Source organism: Halomonas sp. ATBC28 (assembly GCF_005937175.1).
GTDB classification, from domain to species: Bacteria; Pseudomonadota; Gammaproteobacteria; order Pseudomonadales; family Halomonadaceae; genus Vreelandella; species Vreelandella titanicae.
The window spans coordinates 1-386 of the sequence record NZ_VCQL01000212.1 but is presented as its reverse complement, the minus strand read 5'-3'; the positions used below and the strand labels follow the sequence as shown (position 1 = coordinate 386).

Annotated in this window: 1 protein-coding gene; it reads left to right on the top strand. The window is 69.2% G+C overall.

Annotation, left to right across the window (positions count from 1 at the left end):
* Nucleotides 1–160: 160 nt before the first annotated feature.
* On the top strand, nt 161–386 hold a 226-nt coding region (locus tag E0L35_RS26105; protein WP_349304662.1), incomplete at its 3' end, for an alpha/beta fold hydrolase.

The window sequence follows — 386 nt, the reverse complement described above, 5'->3', positions numbered from 1 at the left end:
GCCGGTGTCTCCGAATGAATTAGGATGAACGGAGGGCCATTATCGAGCGCCCCAGAGACGATTGCCCGCCATGACAGAGCCTACGCTGAACTACGTACATTGCCCGGGTGCCGCGGCATCCCGCCAGGGCACATCCGGGGAGGGCGATGGCGGGCACCGCATGGCGTACTGGGAGTGGAACGCCACGGGCGATCCGGCCCATCCCCATGTGGTGGTCTGCGTGCACGGCCTGACGCGGCAGGGACGCGACTTCGACGTGCTGGCCCGCCGGCTCGCGCGGCACGCCCGCGTGGTCTGTCCCGACGTGGCCGGGCGCGGGCACAGCGACTGGCTGCTGGACGCCGCGCACTACCAGATTCCCGTCTATGCCGCCGACATGCTGGCAC